The 18,483-nt window shown below is 72.9% G+C and carries 14 protein-coding genes; 8 read left to right on the top strand and 6 right to left on the bottom strand.

The features are described from left to right. Positions 1 to 160 precede the first annotated feature (160 nt). Both CXH06_RS05605 and CXH06_RS05600 read right to left on the bottom strand, forming a co-directional pair. Positions 161 to 1,744: a mannitol dehydrogenase family protein gene (locus tag CXH06_RS05605; RefSeq protein ID WP_114854176.1), complete on the bottom strand. Its 1,584-nt coding sequence runs from the start codon at positions 1,742 to 1,744 to the stop codon at positions 161 to 163. Positions 1,745 to 1,853: 109 nt separating this feature from the next. Next, positions 1,854 to 2,915: a sugar-binding domain-containing protein gene (locus CXH06_RS05600; RefSeq protein WP_232820212.1), complete on the bottom strand. Its 1,062-nt coding sequence runs from the start codon at positions 2,913 to 2,915 to the stop codon at positions 1,854 to 1,856. A 296-nt stretch (positions 2,916 to 3,211) separates the two neighbouring features. On the opposite strand from CXH06_RS05600, the gene CXH06_RS05595 reads away from it, so the two are divergent. Genes CXH06_RS05595 through CXH06_RS05585 form a run of 3 tightly spaced genes read left to right on the top strand, consistent with a single transcriptional unit; the run spans position 3,212 to position 6,465 of the window. Further along, complete coding sequence (locus tag CXH06_RS05595) at positions 3,212 to 4,618, top strand: ABC transporter substrate-binding protein (RefSeq protein ID WP_114854175.1); 1,407 nt, start codon at positions 3,212 to 3,214, stop codon at positions 4,616 to 4,618. A 3-nt stretch (positions 4,619 to 4,621) separates the two neighbouring features. Continuing rightward, positions 4,622 to 5,587 (top strand): carbohydrate ABC transporter permease, encoded by a 966-nt coding sequence (locus tag CXH06_RS05590; RefSeq protein WP_114854174.1) that lies wholly within the window; start codon positions 4,622 to 4,624, stop codon positions 5,585 to 5,587. Further along, a complete protein-coding gene (locus CXH06_RS05585; RefSeq protein ID WP_114854173.1) occupies positions 5,584 to 6,465 on the top strand; it encodes a carbohydrate ABC transporter permease in 882 nt (293 codons plus the stop codon). The genes CXH06_RS05590 and CXH06_RS05585 overlap by 4 nt, the downstream gene beginning before the upstream one ends. Before the next feature lie 285 nt (positions 6,466 to 6,750). On the opposite strand, the gene CXH06_RS05580 is transcribed toward CXH06_RS05585, so the two are convergent. Further along, entirely contained in the window at positions 6,751 to 7,938 is a 1,188-nt protein-coding gene (locus CXH06_RS05580) for a hypothetical protein (RefSeq protein ID WP_157975619.1), read from the bottom strand. Between the two features lie 218 nt (positions 7,939 to 8,156). After that, on the bottom strand, positions 8,157 to 10,430 hold the full coding sequence (locus tag CXH06_RS05575) for an NAD(+) synthase (protein WP_114854171.1): 2,274 nt from the start codon (positions 10,428 to 10,430) through the stop codon (positions 8,157 to 8,159). A 248-nt stretch (positions 10,431 to 10,678) separates the two neighbouring features. Between CXH06_RS05575 and CXH06_RS05570 the strand changes: the two genes are divergently transcribed. Both CXH06_RS05570 and CXH06_RS05565 read left to right on the top strand, forming a co-directional pair. Then, entirely contained in the window at positions 10,679 to 11,542 is an 864-nt protein-coding gene (locus CXH06_RS05570) for a carbohydrate ABC transporter permease (protein ID WP_114854170.1), read from the top strand. A 12-nt stretch (positions 11,543 to 11,554) separates the two neighbouring features. Continuing rightward, complete coding sequence (locus CXH06_RS05565) at positions 11,555 to 12,508, top strand: carbohydrate ABC transporter permease (protein WP_232820211.1); 954 nt, start codon at positions 11,555 to 11,557, stop codon at positions 12,506 to 12,508. Positions 12,509 to 12,545: 37 nt separating this feature from the next. On the opposite strand, the gene CXH06_RS05560 is transcribed toward CXH06_RS05565, so the two are convergent. After that, a complete protein-coding gene (locus tag CXH06_RS05560; protein WP_114854169.1) occupies positions 12,546 to 12,728 on the bottom strand; it encodes a hypothetical protein in 183 nt (60 codons plus the stop codon). A 191-nt stretch (positions 12,729 to 12,919) separates the two neighbouring features. Here CXH06_RS05560 and CXH06_RS05555 point away from each other — a divergent pair, with 191 nt between their 5' ends. The 3 genes from CXH06_RS05555 to CXH06_RS05545 all read left to right on the top strand — a co-directional run bounded on the left by CXH06_RS05555 (position 12,920) and on the right by CXH06_RS05545 (position 16,671). Then, positions 12,920 to 14,287, top strand: a complete 1,368-nt coding sequence (locus CXH06_RS05555; protein WP_114854168.1) for a sugar ABC transporter substrate-binding protein — start codon at positions 12,920 to 12,922, stop codon at positions 14,285 to 14,287. Between the two features lie 114 nt (positions 14,288 to 14,401). After that, positions 14,402 to 15,508, top strand: coding sequence for an ABC transporter ATP-binding protein (locus CXH06_RS05550; RefSeq protein ID WP_114854167.1), 1,107 nt, complete (start codon positions 14,402 to 14,404; stop codon positions 15,506 to 15,508). Continuing rightward, on the top strand, positions 15,508 to 16,671 hold the full coding sequence (locus CXH06_RS05545) for an ABC transporter permease (protein ID WP_114854166.1): 1,164 nt from the start codon (positions 15,508 to 15,510) through the stop codon (positions 16,669 to 16,671). Before CXH06_RS05550 ends, CXH06_RS05545 begins: the two co-directional genes overlap by 1 nt. A 115-nt stretch (positions 16,672 to 16,786) precedes the next feature. Here CXH06_RS05545 and CXH06_RS05540 read toward each other — a convergent pair whose 3' ends face one another. Then, the gene (locus tag CXH06_RS05540) at positions 16,787 to 18,481 is read right to left on the bottom strand and encodes a hypothetical protein (protein WP_114854165.1); all 1,695 of its coding nucleotides are present in this window, start codon (positions 18,479 to 18,481) and stop codon (positions 16,787 to 16,789) included. Positions 18,482 to 18,483 lie beyond the last annotated feature (2 nt).

The following is an 18,483-nucleotide window of genomic DNA, read 5'->3' as shown; positions in this document are numbered from 1 at the left end:
CAGTGATCGTCACGCCTCCACTCCGCACCACCGGACCCGCGCCGTGCCGAGCTCGCACGCCCTGCTCTGCCGAGCCTGCGCGCCCCTCCCTGCCAAGGCCGAGCCTGCGCGATCCACCCCGCCGAGCCCGCGCGCCTCGCCCTCTGCCCGCACCCCGCCCTCAGGCCTCCGCGACCAGCTCCGCGAGCAGCGCGCGGGCGCCGTCGGTCCGCAGCACCGTCAGGGCGTGCAGGTACGGCGCGGTGAAAGCCTCGACCGCGGCGAGGTCCCCGAACAGCTCCTCGTCGCGGAGGAAGGCCAGGGGGTTCTCGTCGTGCCGGGCGGCCGCGGCCATGACGCGATCCCGCAGGCGGTCCACCACCGGCCACTCCTCGCCCCTCTCGCCGATGCCCTCGGCGTAACGGGCCCAGGAGGCGACGATCGCGGCGGAGGCGGTCACGTCACGACCGGCCGCGAGGTTCTCCCGGATCACGGGCACCAGCCAGGTGGGGATGCGGTCGGAGGACTCGGCGGCGAGCCGGGCGAGGGTGTCCTTGACGCTGGTGTTGGCGAAGCGCGCCATGAGCTCGTCCTGGTAGGCCTCCAGATCCATGCCCGGCACCGCGGGGACGGTGGGGGCGCCCTCGCGCTCCATGTACAGCACCCGCGTGAAGGGGGCGAGGTGCTCGTCCACCGCGGCCTCGTCGGCGTAGGTCAGCCCCAGCAGCAGGCCGAAGTAGGCGATGGCCTGGTGGGAGCAGTTCAGCAGGCGCAGCTTCATGAGCTCGTAGGGCTCGACGTCCTCGACCACCTGCACCCCGGCCTGCTCGTAGGCGGGGCGTCCGGCGGGGAAGCGGTCCTCGAGCACCCACTGCACGAAGTCCTCGCTCACCACCGGCCAGGCGTCCTCGATCCCGTACTCCTCGCGGACCATGGCCACGTCCTCGGGCGCGGTGACCGGGGTGATGCGGTCCACCATGGAGTTCGGGAAGGCGACCTCGGCGGCGATCCAGTCGGCGATCGGGTCCTCGCCGTGCAGGCCGTCCTCGTCGCGCCGGCGCGCGTAGGCGAGGATCATGCGGCGGGCGAGGTCGCCGTTGCCGCGCACGTTGTCGCAGGACATCACGGTGAACGGCGCGATTCCGGCCGCGCGACGCCGGCGCAGCGCCTCGACCACGTAGCCGAACATGGTGCGCGGATGTCCGGCGCGCCGGGAGGTGTTCGCCCCGCCGTCGTCGGAGCCCGCGAGCCCCGCGGCCTGGGCGCCCTCGGGATCGAAGCGCGTGGCCAGGTCCGCGGCGACGTCCTCGGTCCCGTACTGGAACTCGCCGGTGGAGGGGTTGTAGTTGTAGCCGCCCTCGGTGACGGTGAGGGAGACGATGCGCACGGCCGGGTCGCTCATCTGCGCGAGCACGGCCTCGGGATCGTCGGGCGCGAAGAGGTAGGAGGCGAGGGAGCCGATCACCCGCGCCTCGCGCGAGCCGTCGGGCGCCTTCGTGACCAGGGTGTACAGGCCGTCCTGGCCGTCGAGGGCGTCGCGCATGCGCACGTCGCCGGGCAGCAGCCCCACCCCGCAGATCGCCCAGTCGCGGTCCCGGCCCGCGGCCATCAGACGATCCAGGTACATCGCCTGGTGGGCACGATGGAAGCCGCCCACGCCGAAGTGGACGATGCCGACGGTCCGCTCGTCGAGCGGGTACTCGGGCACGGCGACGCGGCCGCTCACGGCGAGGTCGGGCAGGGAGGAGGCGGTCAGCGCGGTCATGGCTCATCCTTCGTCGGCGAGTGATGCTGCCGTCGACGATACACAACCTCGCGCCAGACGAGCAGGGGTGTGCGCTCATCTGTGATCCTTGAGTGCTCCCTCGGGCCCCTCACCCGAGCAGTGTGAGGACCTGCTCGGCGAGTTCGGGGGGCAGGACGAGGTCGTCCACCAGCCCGGAGCGGGCCGCGGCGAGCACCGCCTCCGGACGACCGGCCGCCGGGGCGGCGGCGACCACTCGGGCGCGCCGCAGCTGATCGGGCCGCACCCCGATCACCCGATCCTCGAGCGCCGAGTGCCACACGGCACCCGTGCCGTCGAGCAGGATGCCGCAGATCTCGGCGACTACCCCGGCCTCCTGGGCGCGGCGCTGCTCCTCCGCCCCGAGCCGCGCCCACAGCGTCGAGGCTCCCGGGGACCAGGCGCCGATGGAGACCGCGGCGGCGTCGAGGGCATCGGCCGCGTCCAGCGCCGTGCGCACCTCCTCCATGGAGCGCAGCGAGGCCGCGACCTGCGCGGAGTCGACCACCAGCGGGGTGGGCAGCGCCCACACCCGCCCGCCGGCGTGCGCGCCCAGGAGGTGGATGAGCGCGGAGGACTCCGCGGTCGAGTAGCCGGCGGCGCTCAGCGGACCGACGAGCTGCACGATGTCCGCCGGGGGCAGGGCCTCGAGGGAGGCCGGCAGGTGCATCAGGGTGCGGGACCAGGCGACGCCGAGGCGACCGCCCTCGCGCAGGCGGGAGGGCAGCAGGCGGGCGACCTGCCGGGCGAGGGCGGCGCGCTGGGTCTCGCCCGGGCGCGCGGTCGCGATGGTCACCGTCGCCACGCCGAGCGCCTCGGCGAGCGCGGCATCGTCGCGGCCCCGCGCCGTGGGGTCGACGATCTGGATTTGCACGATCCCCTCCGCGCGCGCCTCGTCGAGCAGCCGCGCCACCTGGAAGCGGGAGAGCCCGTGGCGCCGGGCGAGCTCGACCTTGGAGCGACCCTCGAGGTAGTGCTCGCTCGCGAGGGCGACCTTGAGGCCCTCCTCCGCCGCCTCGGCCGACGGCGCACGGCCGCCCGTGGCGTCGGCCGCGGGGGCACGGCCGCCGCCGACGACCGACTCCCGCGCGCCTCCCGCTCCGGCGTCGGGAGCGGCCGCCGCCCCGTGCATCGCACGACCGTCCTGTGCCATCGACCCCTCCTCGGATCCGGGTGCATCGCCATCATCTGTTCGCCGACGCTTGCTCACCTGAGCATAGACGACTAGGCTCGCTCTCAGCTGAGCATCTGACCCCATCAGGTGAGCGCTGCGGCGAGGACGCCGACAGCACGACAGCGCGCAGGACACGAGCACGACATCCCCCAGCGGGACCTCCGCCTCGATCGTCGCGGCGGGACCGCCGGACACCCCCGTTCGACAGCCGCCACCACTTCCCGACCCGCTCCCCCGGGTCCGCACGGCCGGCACTGCTCAGAGGAGACCAGCGCATGGGACCCCATCGACCCCGCCCGCCCCGCATCGCCCGCCCGGCCCCACCGCCCGGGCGCCCCGCCCGTCCCTCCCGGCGCAGCGTGCTGGGCGCCGGTCTCGCCGCCTCCCTGGGCGCGGGCGCCCTGTCCGGCTGCTCCGCCGGCGGCGACGGCTCGCTGGTGGTCGCGATCGTCTCGAACCCGCAGATGCAGGACGCGATCGGCCTCATCGACCACTTCACGGCCGAGCATCCCGACATCGACGTCCGCTTCGTCTCCCTCCCCGAGAACGAGGCACGAGCGAAGATCACCGCCTCGGTCGCCTCCGGCGGCGGCGAGTTCGACGTCGTCATGATCTCCAACTACGAGACCCCGCTGTGGGCGGCCAACGGCTGGCTCACCGACCTCGAGCCCTATATCGCCCGGACCGCGGGCTATGCGCCCGAGGACTTCGTGCCCACCATCCGCGAGGCGCTCAGCGTGGACGGCGCGATGCACTCGGTGCCCTTCTACGGCGAGAGCGCCTTCCTCGTCTACCGGGAGGACCTGTTCGAGGAGGCGGGCCTGGAGATGCCCGACCGCCCCACCTGGGACGAGCTGCGGGAGTTCGCCGCGATCCTGCACGACCCCGAGGCGGGACGGGCGGGCATCGCGCTGCGCGGACTGGCCGGATGGGGCGAGAACCTGGCCCCGATCAACACCGTCATCAACACCTTCGGCGGGCGCTGGTTCGACATGGACTGGACGCCCCACCTCGACTCCCCCGAGGTGCTCGAGGCGGTGAGCACCTACGTCGACACCGTGCGGTCCTTCGGCCAGGCCGGCGCCGCCACCTCCGGCTTCGGCGACTGCCTGACCCTGTTCAGCCAGGGCAACGCCGCCATGTGGTTCGACGCCACCTCGATGGTCTCCGGCATCGAGGACCCCCGCTCCTCCACCGTGGTGGGCCGCACCGGCTACACGCAGGGGCCCACCCGGGACACCGACGCCACCGGATGGCTCTACTCCTGGGCGTTGGCCATCCCCGAGACCAGCCCCCGCAAGGACGCCGCCTGGGAGTTCATCGCCTGGATGACCCACCCCGACTACTTCCCGCTGGTGGGCGAGGAGGTGGGATGGGAGGCCCTCCCACCCGGCTCCCGACTGTCCACCTACGAGATCCCCGAGTACGCGGAGCTCTCGTCGACCTACGCCGAGCCGACCCTCAGCTCGATGGAGAGCGCCACCCAGGACAACGCCATGACCCAGGAGGTCCCCTACCCGGGCCTGCAGTTCGTGGGGATCCCCGAGTTCCAGGACCTCGGCACGCGGGTGGGCCAGCAGCTCAGCGCCGCGATCGCCGGCTCGAAGAGCGTCGAGGAGGCGCTCGAGCAGTCGCAGACCTTCGCGGCCTCCGTCGCGCGCACCTATCAGGAGGAGGGCTGACCCATGAGCGCCACCACCGGATCCCCCGTCGGCGCCGAGCGCGCCGCGACCACCCGCCCGCAGCGCCGTCGGCCGACGGGCGGGGAGAGCTCCCGGGCCGAGGCCTGGCGCCGCCGCGCCCCGCTGATGCCGGCCCTGCTCTTCGTCATCATCTGCACCCAGATCCCGTTCCTGCTGACGATCTGGTACTCGCTGCGCTCGCGCAACCTGCTGCGTCCCGAGGGCGAGCAGTTCGTGTTCCTGCGCAACTACCTCGACATCTTCGTCGACTCCACCTTCCGGGCCGCCGCGCTGCACTCGATCCTCATCACGCTGGGCTGCGTGCTCGCCGCGCTCGTGCTGGGTCTGGGCCTGGCGATGCTGCTGGACCGCGAGTTCCTCGGGCGCGGGGTGGTGCGCACCCTGCTCATCACGCCCTTCCTCATCATGCCCGTCGCCGGCGCCCTGCTGTGGTCGATCTCGATGTTCGATCCCACCTACGGCCTGGTGAACTGGCTGATCGGGACCGTCGGCCTCGACCCCGTGGACTGGACCAGCCGCTTCCCCCTGCTGTCGGTGATCATCGCGCTGGTGTGGCAGTGGACGCCGTTCATGATGCTGCTGCTCCTGGCAGGGCTGCAGTCCCAGGGCGCCGACGTCCTCGAGGCCGCCCAGATGGACGGCTCCACCCGCGGACAGACCTTCCTCTTCATCACCCTGCCCCACCTGCGGTTCTACATCGAGCTGTCCGTGCTGCTGGGCGCGATCTACGTCGTCAACACCTTCGACCAGATCTACCTCATGACCGCGGGCGGGCCCGGCACCGCCAGCGCCAACCTGCCGTTCTACATCTACCAGCGCGCCTTCCTGGGCTTCGACATCGGGCAATCCTCCGCGATGGGAGTGGTCACCGTGATCGCCACCATCGTCATCGCCACCTTCGCGCTGCGCCTGATCTTCACCAGCATCAACAGCAAGGAGCAGTCATGAGCGCCCTCGCCGCCGCCCCCGGGACCGCCGCGCCCGGAGCCGTCACGCCGCACCGCCGCCCCCGCGGCGTCGTCACCGGTCACCTGCTCAGCGTGCTCGCCTGGGCCGCCGGACTGCTGTTCTTCGCCCCGGTGGCGTGGATGGTGATGACCAGCTTCAAGCAGGAGAGCCAGGCGGCCTCGAACCCGCCCACCTTCTTCTTCACCCCGACCCTCGAGCAGTACACATCCATCATCGGCTCCGCCGCCGCCGGCTCCTACGTGCTCAACTCCGTGCTGGCCACGGGGATCTCGACCCTCCTGGTGCTGGCGCTCGCGGTCCCCGCCGCCTACGCGGTGAGCATCCGACCGGTCAAGCGCACCCAGGACGTGCTGTTCTTCGTCATCTCCACCAAGATGCTCCCGGTGGTCGCGGTGATCATGCCGATCTACGTGATCGCGGGGCAGATCCGGATGCTCGACCACATCCTCACCCTCATCGTGCTCTACACCGCGATGAACCTCCCGATCGCGATCTGGATGATGCGCTCGTTCTTCCTCGAGGTGCCCGCCGAGGTGCTCGAGGCCGCCAGCATCGACGGCGCCTCGCTGCTGCGCACGATGCGCACGGTGCTGCTGCCGATGGTCGCCCCCGGCGTGGCCGCGACGGCGCTGATCTGCGTGATCTTCGCCTGGAACGAGTTCTTCTTCGCCCTGAACCTCACCGCCGCCGATGCGGCCACGGTGCCGATCTTCCTGCTGTCGACCATGACCTCCGAGGGGCAGTTCCTGGCACGGCTGTCCGCCGCCTCGGTGCTGGCCTCGCTGCCCGTGGTGCTCGCCGGCTGGATCGCGCAGAAGCAGCTGGTGCGCGGCCTGTCGATGGGCGCGGTGAAGTAGGCCGGAGCGGGGCGCCGGGGTGCGGGCTCGGGCTCGGGCTCGGGCTCGGGCTCGGGCTCTACCCCTACCGGCGCAGGCAACTTCACCGTGGAATCCGCCCCCTTTTCCCCGGTGAAGTTGCCTGCAACGCCCCCGCCCGCCGCCACACCGCCGCTTCCGCGGCGCTTGCAGGTAACTTCACCGCGTTATGGCTCCTCTGTTCCACGGTGAAGTTGCCTGCAACGAACCTGCCCGCCCGGAACTCCAGCTCGACTCCGCACGAGCCGGGCAGGGCGCCACCCCTCCTCAGCCGTGCCAGCCGTGCTCGCGCAGCGCCCGAGCGATCCGCGCCACGCCCCGAGCACAGGAGTCGCGCAGGTCCGTGGCCACGGTCCGGACCTCGAGCCACCCCATCTCCTGCCGGTTCTCGGTCCGCGTGATGTCGCTGTCGAACTGCTTCTCCTCGCGATGGTGGGCGCCCTCGTGCTCGACGCAGACCTTCCACTCCGGCCACGCGAGATCCGGCGTGCCGAGCCACGCGCCCGGCAGGTTGAGCGTCCGGTTGAGCACCGGCTCGGGCAGACCAGCTGCACGGACGGCCAGGCGCAGTCTCGTCTCCGCCGGAGAATCGCTGCCCACGCGGACGTCCGCCACGGCCTGCCGGAGCCGCTTCGCGCCGGGTCCGCGGCAGCGGGCCGCCGCCCTCACCAGATCCTCGACCGTGCAGTGCGGTCCGGTGCGCCCCTCGTAGATGTCCCGAGGGATCCGCACCAGGTGATCACCGATGATCGTCAGGTCCTCGGCGCTGAGCACCGCAGCGAGATCCTGCCAGGTCTGCAGCCGCGAGGTGACCCGGGTCCCCTCGTCCAGGACCACACCGGACGGCCCGGCGCCGGGGTCGCGTGGCTGGCGCCGGTGCCAGACGACCCGTGCGCTGCTGCGGCGACGAGACCGCCCGGCCAGGAGGTGCACCGGTGGCGGTGCCCACGCGGTGCCGGGCTCGCCGGCGGCGGCTCCTGCTCTCCGCACACGGCGCCGCGTCCCGGGAGCTCGCGCCGCCCCCTCCGCGACCGCGGCGTCCTCGGCATCGTCGGGCACGGCATCCCTCGTCGGCCGCGGCGAGTGCCCGGAACGCTCGGCCGATGCGGCCCTCTCCGGCGCCTGATTCCTCGCCCCCGCGGCCTTCGCCCTCCGCTCCGCCTTCTCCTTCGCCGCAGCGATCCCCCTGGCCGAGTGCTCCCAGGGCAGAGGCAGTCCCCAGATCCGCGCCGCAGTGATCCCGCAGGCCATCACGCCTTCCTCTCCGCGCGTGTAGGCGGCGACGATGTCCCGCTCGCGCACCTCGGGTCCGATGCGCGAGTACAGACCACGATCGATCCAGGTGATGTCCTCGGCGAGCAGCCGGTCAGGACGCACGCCGGCACGCACCGCCTCTCGCCGTGTGAACACGGGAGCGGTGAGCGACGTGGGCAGGGCCGACGGCGGGCGAGACATGGGCACAGCGTGGCGGACTCCGGCCCCGCCCTTGCCGCTCGTCCACAGTCCGCAGGTCAGCGGCACTCCGATGTCCACTGGGCCCTCAGCCCGAGGTTCGTCGTCGGCGGGCCGCACGTCCCCGACGCCCGCGCAGGCAGCTTCACCGTGGTATCGCTCCCCGATTCCACGGTGAAGCTGCCTGCGGCGAGCTCGCGGAGCGCCCGGAGCGCGCCCGCTCAGTCCCCCGGCACCTCGCGCTCGATCTGCGCGAGCCAGGCCCGCGAGGTGGCGTCCGAGGGCATCCGCCAGTCCCCGCGCGGGGAGAGCGAGCCTCCGGCCAGGACCTTCGGGGCGTTGGGCAGGGCGGAGCGCTTGAACTGGTTGGAGAAGAAGCGGCGGGTGAACACGGTCAGCCAGTGCTTGATCTCGGCGCGGGAGTACGCCCGCTGATCCGCCGCGGCATAGCCGGGAGGCCACTCGCCCGCGTCCAGGTCGCCCCAGGTCTGATGGGCGAGGTAGGCGATCTTGGCGGGCCCGTAGCCGCGGCGCAGCACGTGGTAGAGCGTGAAGTCGTGCAGCGCGTAGGGGCCGATCGAGTCCTCGGTGGACTGCGCCTTCTCGCCGGGCTTGGTGGGGATCAGCTCCGGCGAGATCTCCGTGTCCAGCACCGCCCGCAGCACGGCGGAGGTCGACTCGTCGAAGATCCCCTCGGCGATCACCCAGCGGATCAGGTGCTGGATGAGGGTCTTGGGCACCCCGGCGTTGACGCCGTAGTGGGACATCTGGTCGCCCACGCCGTAGGTGCACCAGCCCAGCGCCAGCTCGGAGAGGTCCCCGGTGCCCACCACGATCCCGCCGTGATGGTTGGCCAGGCGGAAGAGGTAGTCGTAGCGCAGGCCGGCCTGGACGTTCTCGAAGGTGACGTCGTAGATCTCCTCGCCGCGGCCGAAGGGGTGGTCCATGTCGGCGAGCATCTGCGTGGCGGCGGGGCGGATGTCGACGGTCTCGAAGCTCGCCCCGATCGCGGTGGAGAGCAGCTCGGCGTTGGAGCGGGTGTGCTCGCTGGTCGCGAAGCCGGGCATGGTGTAGGCGAGGATCTCGGAGCGGTCGCGGCCCAGCAGGTCCATCGCCCGCGCGCACACGATCAGCGCATGCGTGGAGTCGAGGCCCCCGGAGACGCCGATGACGGGGCGGGCACCGCCGGGCCTGTCCCCGCCGATCGCGCTGAGCCGGCGCACCAGCCCCGCCACCTGGATGGAGAACGCCTCGTAGCTGTCCTGGGCCAGGCGCGCGGCGTCGTCGGGCACGAAGGGGAAACGATGGAGCGGGCGGCGCAGGGGCCCCGTCGGCCCCGGACCGGGCGCCGCGATCTCCTCCGGGGAGGAGAACGTGCCGAAGGATACGCCCGTGTCGGTGTACGCGCCGGGGCGCGCATCGCCCCAGACCCCCTCGCCCACCCGCAGCAGCGCGCGGTGCGTGGTGAAGCGATCCGCGGTGCCGACGGCGCGGCGGTTGTCGTCGAAGGTGCTCTGGCGGCGGCGCTCGGCGACGATCCGGTCGAGGTCGACGTCGACGACGGTGGCGCGGGGACCCTGCGGGAAGCGCTCGGACTCCCCCAGCAGCGTGCCGCACTCGTACACGAAGGTCTGCCCGTCCCAGGCGAGGTCCGTGGTGGACTCGCCCTCCCCGGCGGCGGCGTACACGTACGCGGCCTGGCAGCGGTCCGCGGCGGAGCGGGCCAGCAGCTTGCGCTCCTCCGCGCGGCCGACGGTGATCGGCGAGCCCGAGAGGTTCACCAGCACGGTCGCGCCGGCGAGCGCGGCCTCGGCCGAGGGCGGCACCGGCACCCACATGTCCTCGCAGATCTCGACGTGCAGGACGAGGCCGGGCAGATCGGCGACCTCGACCAGCTGGCGGGTGCCGAAGGGCACGTCGGCGCCCTGCTCGCCCGCGCCGCGCAGGGTGATCCGCTCGCCGACCACGTCGTCCCCCGGCGCGAACCAGCGCCGCTCGTAGAACTCCCGGTAGGTGGGGAGGTTGGCCTTGGGGACGACGGAGAGGATCCGCCCGCGGTGGATCACCACGGCCGCGTTGTAGACGCGGTGGCGCCAGCGCACCGGGGCGCCGACCACGATCACCGGCAGCAGCTCGCGGCTCGCCGCGACGAGGGTGCCGATCGCCGCCTCGGCCGCGTCGAGCAGCGGCTCCTGCAGGACCAGGTCGTCCAGGGAGTAGCCGGTCAGCGACAGCTCGGGGAAGACCGCGAGGCCCACCTGCTGTTCGTGCAGGCCCCGCAGCTGCTCGAGGTGGCGCTCGGCGTTGGTCGCGGGATCGGCGAGCGCGACCGGGAGGGTCACCGCCGCGACGCGCACGAAGCCGTGGTCGTAGATCGAGGCGTGCGGGTCGTCGGCCGATGCCTCCTCCGCGCGCGGGGCGGAGGGCTGGTGGGTGGTGGCCTGCGGGGCGGTGGCCGCGGGGTGCTGTTCGGCGGATTCCGTCGCTGAGCTCATGGTCGAAGCGTAATCGAGGCCCGGGGACCGGTGTCTCCTCGCGATCAGTGCGATCAGTGTCGGAATGCGTCCACGCAGCGCCCGGTAGGGCCTGCCCGGCCGTATTCCGACAGTGATCGTCATCGCGCGCGGGCGCACCCTCCGACCCATCGCGCGCGGGCGCACCCCACCGACCCGCCATCCCGCGCGGGCCTGCTATACCGTGGATCGGTGCTCCTGAATCCGCCTGCGCACCCGAAGGGGGCTCGATGAACGCCCGTCGGCCGCTGCTGGGCTGGCTGCTGGTGGCACCCAGCCTGATCGGGGTCGCCGCCTTCCTCGTCTTGCCGGTGCTGCTCGCCGCCGTGGTGTCCCTCTTCCGCTGGGACCTGCTGGGGACCCGGAGCTTCGTGGGCCTGGGGAACTACACCTCGCTGCTGGCCGACGGCGCGCTGGCCAACTCCCTGGTGGTGACCGCGATGTTCACCCTGATCTCGGTGCCCCTCTCCCTCGCCCTGGGCCTGGTGCTGGCGACCCAGCTGGTGCGCGCCCTGGCCGGCTCGGCGATCGTGCGGGTGATCGTGGTGATCCCCTGGGTGTGCGCGCCGCTCGCGCTGGGCGTGGTGTGGAAGTGGATCCTCCAGCCGTCCGTCGGTGCGCTGAACCAGATCCTCGGGGTGCGGATCGAATGGCTCACCGACCCGGCGCTCGCGCTGCCGGCCGTGGCGTTCGTGGCGATCTGGCAGAACGTCGGCTACATCTCGCTGTTCTTCCAGGCGGGCCTGTCCCGCATCCCGGCCTCGATCTACGAGGCCGCGCGGATCGACGGCGCGAGCCCCTGGCAGTCGATGCGGTTCATGACGATCCCGCTGCTGCGGCCCACCACCTTCTTCCTCGCCGTCACGCAGGTGGTCGCGAGCTTCCAGGTGTTCGACATGGTCTTCGCGCTCACCGGCGGCGGCCCGCAGCATCGCACCGAGGTCGTCGCCTCCCTCATCTACCACGAGGCCTTCGAGGCCAGCCGCCTGGGCCGCGCGAGCGCCGTCGCGGTCATCCTGTTCCTCCTGCTGGTGGTGATCACCCTGATCCAGCAGCGCTGGTTCTCCCGCCGCATCACCTACGACCTGAGCTGAGAGGAGGCCGCGATGACGAGGAGGACGAACGCTCCGCTCCCCGGCGACGCCGGGTCACCTCACGGCGCCGGCCCCGCGCCGCGCCCACCCGCCGTCCGGGCCGCCGCGCCCCGACGGCGTCGCCTCAGCGGCGGCCTGCTGGCGCGCCGGATCCTCGGGATCGGCGCGACCTACCTGGTGCTGCTCGCCGCCGCGGTGCTGACGCTGGGCCCGTTCCTGTTCTCGGTGATGACGGCCCTGACCTCCACGCAGCAGTTCGCCCAGCAGGGCCCGCTGTCGATCCCGGCGCCGCCCGTGCTGGACAACGTGATCTCCCTGTTCACCACGCCCGACGGCTTCGTCACCCCCGTCGCCGTGACGGTGCAGATGGTGGCGGTGATCCTCGCGGGGCAGATGGTGTTCTCGGTGCTGGCCGCCTACGCCTTCGCCCAGCTCCGCTTCCCCGGCCGGGACCTGCTGTTCTGGGTCTACGTGGCGACGCTGATGGTGCCGCAGGTGGTGGTCGTGGTGCCGCTGTACCTGATGCTCAGCGAGATGGGCCTGCGCAACACCTTCTGGGCGCTGGTGCTGCCCTTCGTGCTGGGCTCGCCGTACGCGATCTTCCTGCTGCGGGAGAACTTCCGCGGGGTGCCCGCCGAGCTCATGGACGCGATGCGGATCGACGGGGCGGGGACGCTGCGCCTGCTGTGGCACCTGGTGGTGCCGCTGAACCGGCCGATCATCGTCACCCTGGTGCTCATCACCGTCGTCACCCACTGGAACAGCTTCATGTGGCCGATGGTGATCACCTCCGGCACCGAGTGGAGGGTGATCACCGTGGCGACCTCCGCGCTGCAGTCCCAGTACAACAACAACTGGATGCTGGTCATGGCCGGCACCACGCTCGCGATGCTGCCGCTGGTGCTGCTGATGATCGTCTTCCAGAAGCAGATCACGCGCTCCGTCGGCGACGCCACCCTGCGCTGACCCAGGCGCCCGACGGAGCAGGCCGGGCCAGAGCGGGTCAGGCGGGGCGGTCCGTCCCGCGGCTCCGGGCCCGACGGCGGAGGCCCCGCACCACCACCACGATGCCGGCGATCCCCAGCAGCAGCCCGATGCCCTGCAGCCCCGGGGAGTCGTCGAACTCGCCGAAGACGACGGCGGCGGCGCCGATCAGCATCAGCAGCGCAGCGATCAGGTACCGCATGGGATCTCCCAGCCTCGAGGTCGGGGCCCGCGGGAGCGAGCGCCTCGGAGAACTCTCGCACGGGACCCCGGGAAGATCCGCCCGGATCTCGAGCGAAGCCCGTCACACGAGGCCGTGCCCGGCCGGGTGCTCGGCGGCAGGACCGGGCGGGGACCATACTGGAGGGCCAGCCGCTCGGAAGGGAACCCATCATGCTGAACCGACGAACTCTCCTGTCCTCCACCGCGGCCGCCGGCCTGCTCGGGACCGCCGCGGCCTGCTCCCCCTCCGGCGACGGGGGCGGCGGGAGCGCGGGCGGCGCCAGCGACGGCGGCGCGGGCGGTTCGAGCGGCGGCGACCAGGGCACGCTGACCTTCCGGCTCTGGGACGAGAACGCCGTGGCCGCCTACGAGGAGTCCTTCACGGCCTTCACCGAGCAGTCCGGCTGGAACGTCTCCATCGACGTGGTCCCCTGGGCGGACTACTGGACGCGCCTCCCCCTGGACGTGGCCAGCGGCGATGCCGCGGACGTGTACTGGATGAACTCCGCGAACTACGTCCTGTACAAGGACTCCGGGGACCTGCTGGACATCAACGAGGTGGTCCCCGACGGCGCCTCCCAGTGGGAGCAGAGCGTGGTGGACCTGTACACCCGCGACGGCGGGCTCTGGGGCGTGCCCCAGATCTGGGACTCGATCGCGCTCTTCTACAACACGGCCCTGGTCGAGGAGGCGGGCGTGGACCCGTCGGCCCTGGCCTTCGACCCCGCTGCGGACAGCGACGGCCTGCGCGAGGCGGGACGCGCCCTGACCCTCGACGCCGAGGGCCGCCACCCCGACGAGGACGGCTTCGACCCCGATGCCCGCGAGCAGTTCGGGTTCAACTCCCAGGCCGACCGCCAGGCGATCATCGGGCCGATGCTCGCCGCGAACGGCGGCCAGTGGCAGCAGGACGACGCGTACACCTTCGCCTCCCCGGAGGGCATCGAGGCGTTCCAGTACATGGCGGATCTGATCAACGTCGAGCACGTCGCCCCGTCGGCCGCGGACACCAACGAGAACGGTGACTTCACCCGCGACCTGTTCACGCAGGGGAAGCTGGGCCTGTTCCAGTCCGGCCCCTACAACCTGCTGCCGGTCTCCGAGGGCGTCGCGGACACCTTCGAGTGGGCGCTCGCGGCGCCCGTGGCCGGCCCGGAGGGTGCGAAGTCGCTGGTGCACGGCGTGGTGGCGGTCGGCAACGCCACGGCCGACGACGCGCAGCAGGAGGGCATCGCGGCCCTGCTGACCTGGCTGGGCAGCCGGGACGGCCAGCTTCCGCTGGCCGAGCACGGCGTCTCCTTCCCCGGCCACGTGGAGGCCCAGGACGCCTTCGTCGCGTTCTGGGAGGAGAAGGGGGTGGACGTCAGCGTCTTCCTCGACGCCGCGGAGGATCCGGCGGAGGCGGACACCGGAGCCCGGGCGAACGCGGGCCTGACCGCCGCGATGCCGATCTTCCAGGAGGTGTTCATCGGCCGCCTCGCCGCCGAGGAGGGCATCCCGCAGGCGCAGGAGGAGGGCAACGCCGCCATGGAGGTGTGAGCCGCGGCGGAGCGGACCGGCGCCCGCGACCTCCATCGTTCCCTCACCATTCGTGCCCGAACCGTGCCCGCGAAGTCGATGCCCTCCGCCGCGCACCCGTGACACCGTGGCCACATGACGCAGAGCACATCCGCGGCCGGGGGCCGGGAGCAGAGGGTTCAGGGGTCGGTGGACGGCGGCGGGTACGCCTACGGCACGGACGATCCCCCGCCGGGCGACCTGTGGAGCGAGGGGCCCCCGCCGCCCGTCCCCACGGCGCCCGGCATCGGCACCGCCCCGGGGATCGTCGCCGAGCACGTCAGCCGGTCCTTCGGTCCCGTGCACGCGGTGCGCGACCTCAGCGTCACGGTGCCGCGCGGGGCGGTGACGGCGCTGGTGGGGCCCAACGGCTGCGGCAAGTCCACGCTGATGCTGATGCTCGCCTCCCTCCTGGCCCCGGATGCCGGGCGGGTGCTGATCGACGGCATCGATCCCTCCGCCGACTCCCCCGCCGTCCGCGCCCGGGTGGGCTGGATGCCGGACCAGTTCGGGGCCTGGGACTCGCTGCGCGTCGCCGAGGTGCTCGAGGTGATGGGACGGGCGTACTTCGTGCCGCCGCAGCAGCTGCGCGGGCGCATCGAGTCGCTGCTGCACCTGCTGGACCTGGACTCCCTCGCCGACCAGCGCGCGCACGTCCTCTCCCGGGGCCAGAAGCAGCGCCTGGGCCTGGCCCGGGCGCTGATCCACGACCCGTCGGTGCTGATCCTGGACGAGCCGGCCTCCGGGCTGGACCCCGCCTCGCGGCGGCGGCTGCTGCGGGTGGTGCGGGAACGGGCGGCCGACGGGGCGACCGTCCTGGTCTCGAGCCACATCCTCACCGAGCTCGAGGAGATGGCCGATCACGTGGTGTTCATGGACGCCGGTCAGGTGACCGACGCCAGCAGCCTCCGCGCCCTCGCCGAGCGGCCCCGCCCCTGGCGCATCCAGTCCCTGGATCCCGCCGCGCTGCTCGAGGGCCTGCAGAGGCTGGGTGTCCGCCACGGCGGGGTCGCCGGCCCCGAGCAGACCCTCTCCGGCCACGCCGAGGCGTACGTGCCGCTGCCGGACGAGACCACCGCCGCCCGCCTGCTGGCGGACCTGACCTCCGCCGACGCCCAGGTGGTGACCTTCGGCCCGGCCACCGGTCGGCTCGAGGCCGCGTACCTGTCCTCGGCCGCCGCCCGGCGCGAAGGAGCCCGCTGATGAACACCGCACCGGCCGTCTCCGAGCCCACCCGGTCCGCTCTCGGCCCGCCCCCGCCCTCGGGCGGTCGGAGGCGGCCGCTGAACGGCACGCTCTCGCTGCGGCCGGCGGGGCTGTGGCTGGTCGCCTCCCTCGAGCTGCGCCAGCGGATCCGCTCGGTGCGCTGGTACGTCGCGCTCGGGGTGTGGACGCTGGTGCTGCTGGGCATCGGCGTGCTGGGCCTGGCACCCACCCTGTACAGCGCGCAGTGGGAGGAGATCCAGCCGGTCGCGGCCGTGGTGTTCAGCCTGCAGATCATCCTGGTGGCCTTCGCGATGCTGCTGGTGGTGCCGGCGCTGTCCGCCGGGTCGATCAACGGCGACCGCACCGCGGGCACCCTCGCCACCCTGCAGGCCAGCCTGCTCAGCCCGCTGGAGATCGTGCTGGGGAAGCTGCTGGCGGGGGTCCTGACCGGCCTGGCCTTTCTGCTCCTGGCGCTGCCCTCGGTGGTGCCGATCGCGCTGCTGGGCGGGATCGGACCGCTGTACTTCCTGCGCGTGGTGGCCGTGATCGTGGTGCTGACCGTGTGCGTCACCGCGATCGGGCTGGGGCTCTCGGCCGTGACCGCGCGTCAGCTGGGCTCGGTGGTGCTCGCCTACGTGGTCGTCATCGGTGTGGCGGTGGTGCTGCCCATCGCCTGGGGCGCCTCCTCCTTCTTCCTGATCCAGGAGCGGGAGGTCACCGCCTATCACCCGTCCTACACCGAGCAGACGGACAGCGCGATGCCGGATACCTGCGTGGCGGAGACCGAGACGCGGGAGGTGCCCCGGGTGGACCTCTCCCTGCCGCTGCTGTGGGGCAATCCGGTGGTGCTGCTCGCGGAGGCCGCCCCGCCGCTGGCGCAGAACTACTGGGAACAGTCCGAGGACGAGAACGCCGACGCCCTCCGGATGCTGAAGACGGGCATGCGCGGCGCCGCCACGATCGCTCATCCCGCCCAGTTCAACTCCTGCGGCCCGGACATGGACGGCTATCCCGCGCATCTCGGGGAGCCTCCCAACCGTCCCCTGTGGCCGATGGGCCTGACCCTGTGGATGGCCGCCGGGGGCCTCGCACTGGCGGTGGCGACATGGCGGCTCGCCGTGCCGATCACGCGCCTTGGAGCCGGCTCGCGGATCGCCTGAGCCGGTGGCCGGGGCGGCTGCCCGGCGGTGGACACCGGGCCCGGCGGCGGGTGCCCGCCCCGACGGCGGACACCGGGCCCGGCGGCGGGGGCCGTTCCTCCCTCCGGCCGGGGCCTCAGGCCTCCCGCGGCCCACCCAGCTGCTCGGGGATCTCGTGACCCACCCCGCCGGCGCTGCGGCCGCCGCCCGTGGCGGGCGAGCCCTCCGCGCCGAAGTCCGGCAGGATCCCCTGGGCGAGGTCCGCCTCGCGCACCGCGGTGTCCCGCGCGCCGGGCTCCTCGTCGTCCACCCAGAGCCGTTCCCCGGCCTGGTCGATGTCGAGGATCGCCAGGGCCGGGTCCCCGCCCTCCTCGGCCAGGCGCCGGCGCAGGGCGGCCCGGACCGCCGGGTCCCGTCCGCGCTCCGCGCGAGTGCCGATATCCGGCGCGACCAGGGCGTACGACGCCTCCCGACGCATGTAGTCGCCGGCCGGCCCGTAGAGCACGTCCCGCAGACCGTCCCGCAGGGCGCGATGCGTCGCCGCGCCCAGCAGCGGGACCAGGACCAGCGCGCCCAGCACCAGCCAGGTCCAGGTCATCGGGGTCGAGATTCCCAGCAGCGGGTAGAGCACCATGAGCACCAGCACGCCCGCGAGCCCGGCGGCGGCGCTGCACCAGGCGGACAGGCCCACGGCGCGGGCCTCCCAGGGGTTCGTCCGGGCGCGCTGCGCCCAGGAGGCGACGGTGCGCTGGTCCGTGATCCGCCCGCTGTGTCCGTCGGCGACGTGCACCGCGAGCGCGGGGGCGAGGGCCACGCCGAGGGCGACGAGCGCGAGCACCGGCGCGAGCACCACCAGCTGCGGCCCGCGCAGCGCGGAGCCGGAGACCCCGGCGAGGTTCGCGGTGCTGAGGCCCGCGATCACGGCCGCGATGTCGGTGATCCCGAAGATGATCCAGCCCAGCCCCGCCGCGCTCGGCACCACCCAGGTCAGGCTCCTGCGCCCGACGTGCGCGAGCGCCGTCAGGGCGCCGCGCGGCGTGATCGCCGCGGTCGCCGCCTCCGTGCCCGGGCTCGGCGGGAGGTGGCGCCGGTCCTGGGCACGGACCTGCCGGGCGTACCGGTGCCGGCGCTCGAGGTCGCGCTCCAGCTGGGCGGAAGTCTCGAGCTCGGCGACGGGAGTGATGTCCAGCAGCGCCGGAGCCGGAAGCGTCCGCCGCACCAGGGACCCGCCCAGCAGCAGGGCGCCGATCCCGAGGCTCCACATCGACAGTCCTCCCGCGCCGAGCCCCGACCACGGCTGCGGCGCGCCGAGCACCACCGTGACCGGAAGGAGCAGGGTGACCAGCACCGGCGGCACCATCAGCACGGCCGCCAGGCGGGTGGAGACCTCCTGCTGGAACGCGCGCTCGGTGAGGAAGCGGCGCGGCTGCAGCCCGGCGATCGCGGAGGTCGCCAGCGGCAGCAGGGCCAGGCTGAGGAGCGTCGCGACCAGCGGGACCAGCAGCGCCGCCAGCCACAGGCCGGTGCCGGTGAAGCCCAGGTCGATCATCGCCGAGCGCAAGAACACCGGATCGCTCAGCGAGGCCAGCAGCGAGAAGAGCCAGAACGCCGGCGAGGAGCCGAGCACGTACAGCCCCAGCAGCAGGTACCACAGACCCAGCAGCACCAGTCCCGGCGCCCAGGAGCGTCGCAGCAGACGGCGGGTGATCGCACGCCGCGACTCGGCGATGATCTCCCCCGGCGGCACCAGGTTCGTCTCCTCCTCCGGCAGCCGGGGCGGCGGTGGCAGGTCCGTCAGCGGCGGCAGCGGGCGGGCGGAGAGGGAGGTCATCG

It is taken from the genome of Brachybacterium sp. YJGR34 (assembly GCF_003347015.1).
Classification (GTDB): domain Bacteria; phylum Actinomycetota; class Actinomycetes; order Actinomycetales; family Dermabacteraceae; genus Brachybacterium.
The sequence above is the reverse complement of the archived record's forward strand: the minus strand, read 5'-3'. Positions and strand labels throughout refer to the sequence as shown.

Excerpts from the sequence above, each read along its gene's own strand:
- CXH06_RS05605 (WP_114854176.1), bottom strand. The coding sequence starts at position 1,744 with ATGACCGCGCTGACCGCCTCCTCCCTGCCCGACCTCGCCGTGAGCGGC.
- CXH06_RS05600 (WP_232820212.1), bottom strand. The coding sequence starts at position 2,915 with ATGGCACAGGACGGTCGTGCGATGCACGGGGCGGCGGCCGCTCCCGAC.
- CXH06_RS05595 (WP_114854175.1), top strand. The coding sequence starts at position 3,212 with ATGGGACCCCATCGACCCCGCCCGCCCCGCATCGCCCGCCCGGCCCCA.
- CXH06_RS05590 (WP_114854174.1), top strand. The coding sequence starts at position 4,622 with ATGAGCGCCACCACCGGATCCCCCGTCGGCGCCGAGCGCGCCGCGACC.
- CXH06_RS05585 (WP_114854173.1), top strand. The coding sequence starts at position 5,584 with ATGAGCGCCCTCGCCGCCGCCCCCGGGACCGCCGCGCCCGGAGCCGTC.
- CXH06_RS05580 (WP_157975619.1), bottom strand. The coding sequence starts at position 7,938 with ATGTCTCGCCCGCCGTCGGCCCTGCCCACGTCGCTCACCGCTCCCGTG.
- CXH06_RS05575 (WP_114854171.1), bottom strand. The coding sequence starts at position 10,430 with ATGAGCTCAGCGACGGAATCCGCCGAACAGCACCCCGCGGCCACCGCC.
- CXH06_RS05570 (WP_114854170.1), top strand. The coding sequence starts at position 10,679 with ATGAACGCCCGTCGGCCGCTGCTGGGCTGGCTGCTGGTGGCACCCAGC.
- CXH06_RS05565 (WP_232820211.1), top strand. The coding sequence starts at position 11,555 with ATGACGAGGAGGACGAACGCTCCGCTCCCCGGCGACGCCGGGTCACCT.
- CXH06_RS05560 (WP_114854169.1), bottom strand. The coding sequence starts at position 12,728 with ATGCGGTACCTGATCGCTGCGCTGCTGATGCTGATCGGCGCCGCCGCC.
- CXH06_RS05555 (WP_114854168.1), top strand. The coding sequence starts at position 12,920 with ATGCTGAACCGACGAACTCTCCTGTCCTCCACCGCGGCCGCCGGCCTG.
- CXH06_RS05550 (WP_114854167.1), top strand. The coding sequence starts at position 14,402 with ATGACGCAGAGCACATCCGCGGCCGGGGGCCGGGAGCAGAGGGTTCAG.
- CXH06_RS05545 (WP_114854166.1), top strand. The coding sequence starts at position 15,508 with ATGAACACCGCACCGGCCGTCTCCGAGCCCACCCGGTCCGCTCTCGGC.
- CXH06_RS05540 (WP_114854165.1), bottom strand. The coding sequence starts at position 18,481 with ATGACCTCCCTCTCCGCCCGCCCGCTGCCGCCGCTGACGGACCTGCCA.